At 42.7% G+C, this 3,476-nt stretch carries 1 protein-coding gene; it reads left to right on the plus strand.

Annotated elements, in window-relative coordinates:
• On the plus strand, positions 1–3,476 hold a 3,476-nt coding region (locus H6G40_RS22695; RefSeq protein WP_190538259.1), incomplete at both ends, for a non-ribosomal peptide synthetase.

Raw genomic sequence — 3,476 nt, forward strand, 5'->3', positions numbered from 1 at the left:
ACTCCCAATGGCAAGGTGGATCGTAAAGCATTGCCTTCTCCTGATGCGACGACTCGTAATTTGGCTAACAGTTTTGTCTTACCCCGCAATCCGATTGAAGCTCAACTTACTCAAATTTGGAGTGAAGTTTTGGGACTGGAACGCATCGGTGTAAAGGATAACTTTTTTGAATTGGGGGGGCATTCCCTGTTAGCCACTCAAGTTATCTCTCGCTGCCAACAAGCCTTTGAAATTTCTTTACTCCTACGTTATCTGTTTGAATCACCAACTATTGCTCAGTTAAGTGCAGTGATTTTAAGGGAACTACAAACTGGCTCAGGGCTAAAGCTGCCAGGGATTGTACCAGTTAACCGTGATGGGGACATCCCCCTATCCTGGGCGCAGGAACGTCTGTGGTTTGTCAATCAATTGGAAGGAGAAAGTGGGGCATATACCATTGATTTTACTATGCGTTTACTAGGCAATCTCAACGTTAAAGCCCTAGAGCAAGCTTTTCAGGCAATTGTGCAACGCCATGAACCTTTACGAACTCAGTTTAAGCTCAAGGATAATAAGCCGATCCAGGTAATCGCGCCTAATGTAACTTTCACCTTACCAGTTGTCAATTTGCAAAACCTGAGTCATCCTGAGTCACAGGTAAAACACCTGTTAGTAGAATCAGCATCCGAACCCTTTGATCTTGAATCAGGTTCGGTATTACGAGTCAAATTATGGCAATTGAAGACAGACGAATATGTACTATTATTGGCTATTCACCATATTGCGGCGGATGGTTGGTCAATAGGTGTTTTAATTGACGAATTATCGGTCTATTATCGAAGTTTCTGCACCGGGACAAAAGCAGATTTACCTGATTTATCAATACAGTATGCTGACTTTGCCGTGTGGCAACGTCAATGGTTAACTAATGAAGTATTAGACCGTCAATTGAGCTACTGGAAGCAACAATTAACCGGAGTTCCCCTACTACACCAACTTCCCACAGACCATCCCCGGCCAGCAATCCAAAGTTTTCATGGTGGGACGGAGCTACTGCGACTAGATAATCAACTAACACAACAATTGAAAAAACTCAGTCAAGAGTCTGGTAGCACTCTTTTTATGACATTACTAGCGGGTTTTACTGTGTTACTATCTCGTTATAGTCAACAAACAGATGTGGTAATTGGTTCACCCATTGCCAATCGTAACCGCACGGAAATTGAGGGTTTAATCGGCTTTTTTGTGAATAATTTGGTATTGAGGCTCGATCTGTCCCAGGAACCCTCTTTTGAGGATTTTCTGTTCCAGGTACGAGAAGTTACCCAAAACGCCTACGACCATCAAGATTTACCCTTCGAGATGTTAGTCGAAAAATTACAAATTGAGCGGCATTTAGATCGTAATCCTTTAATACAGATAGTTTTTGCCCTTCAGAATGCTCCTAGTTCTCCCTGGGACTTGCCTGGGGTAAAAATTGAGGATATCCCAGCAGGACGGGATTCGGTACGGCTTGATCTAGAAATTCACTTGTGGGATACACCCGAAGGACTGGGGGGTTTTTGCTCTTATAACAGGGATTTATTTGATGGCGCAACGATCGCCCGTCTATTGGAACATTTTCAGAATATTCTCAGGGCGATTATTGCCAACCCTCAAGAATCGGTAAGCTCGTTACCTTTATTATCAGAACAGGAACAAAAGCAACTTTTAGTTGATTGGAATCAAACCCAAGCCGATTATCCCCAAGATCAGTGCATTCATCAGTTATTTGAAGCGCAAGTTGAACGAACTCCCGATGCGATCGCCGTAGTCTTTGAGGAGCAATCATTAACCTACAGTGAATTAAATTGTCGCGCTAATCAGTTAGCCCATTATTTACAAACTTTAGGAGTCCGGCCAGAGGTCTTAGTCGGTATTTCCCTAGAACGTTCTTTGGAAATGATTATTGGCTTATTAGCCATTCTCAAGGCCGGTGGTGCTTATCTCCCTCTTGATCCTGACTATCCTACCGAGCGTCTTCAGTTCATGTTAGAAGACAGTCAAGTTCTTTTTTTGATTACCCACAGTTCTTTATTAGCAAAATTGCCTCCCTCTCAAGCGACTCTAATTTGTTTAGATCATATCCAAGAGCAGATTTCTCAATATTCTCCCGATAATCTTCAAAGTGAGTTAACTTCTTCCAATTTGGCTAACGTTATTTACACCTCTGGCTCTACGGGTAAACCTAAAGGGGTGATGGTTGAACATCGGGGCTTAGTTAACTTAGCGAGTTCTCAAATTCAATCTTTTGCAGTCAACCATAACAGTCGTGTGCTGCAATTTGCTTCTTTTAGTTTTGATGCTTGTATTTCAGAAATTTTGATGACCTTTGGTTCTGGAGCGACGCTTTATCTTGCTCAAAAAGATGCTTTGTTGCCAGGTCAGCCATTAATTGAACGGTTAGTAAAGAATGGAATTACTCATGTGACTTTGCCGCCTTCAGCTTTAGTGGTTTTACCCAAGGAATCATTACCCAACTTACAAACCTTAATTGTGGCGGGTGAAGCTTGTCCTCTTGATTTGGTGAAACAATGGTCAGTCGGTAGAAACTTTTTTAATGCCTATGGGCCAACGGAAGCAAGTGTTTGTGCCACGATTGGACAATGTTATCAAGATGATTTAAAGGTCACGATTGGTAAGGCGATCGCTAATGTACAGATTTATATTTTGGATGCCTTTTTACAACCAGTACCCATCGGAGTACCAGGGGAATTATACATTGGTGGAGTCGGAGTTGCGAGGGGTTATCTAAATCGTCCTGAATTAACCCAAGAAAAATTTATTGCTAATCCTTTTGATCCCCCCCTAACCCCCCTTGATAAGGGGGGAGAAGAACCCTCAAAACTCTATAAAACGGGAGACTTAGCCCGTTATTTACCCGATGGCAATGTAGAATTTTTGGGACGTATTGACAATCAGGTAAAAATTCGGGGTTTTCGCATTGAAACGGGGGAAATAGAGGCTGTTTTAAGTCAATATTTCCTCTTAGCTGAAAGTGTAGTCGTTGCCAGGGAAGATAATGCTGGGAATAAACGTCTCGTTGCTTACCTGGTTCCTGCCCTGCAAAATGAGGCCCTACCAGAGCAATTAGCCCAATGGCAAAGTGAATACATCAGTGATTGGCAAAGTCTCTATGAAAGAACCTATAGTCAAGGGCAAGACAGCCTAGCTGATCTCACTTTTAATATCACGGGTTGGAATAGCAGTTATACTCGTCAACCGCTTCCTGCTTCAGAGATGCGAGAGTGGGTCGAAAATACTGTTAGTCGCATCTTGGCTTTCCAACCAGAGCGCAGTTTAGAAATTGGTTGTGGTACAGGTTTGTTACTCTCCAGGGTAGCAAAGCATTGTCTGGAATATTGGGCAACGGATTATTCCCAAGGGGCGATCCAGTATGTTGAACGGGTTTGCAATGCCGTTGAAGGTTTAGAACAGGTTAAATTACGCTGTCAAAT

The organism is Microcystis viridis FACHB-1342 (assembly GCF_014698335.1).
In the GTDB taxonomy this organism is placed as follows: Bacteria; Cyanobacteriota; Cyanobacteriia; order Cyanobacteriales; family Microcystaceae; genus Microcystis; species Microcystis ichthyoblabe_A.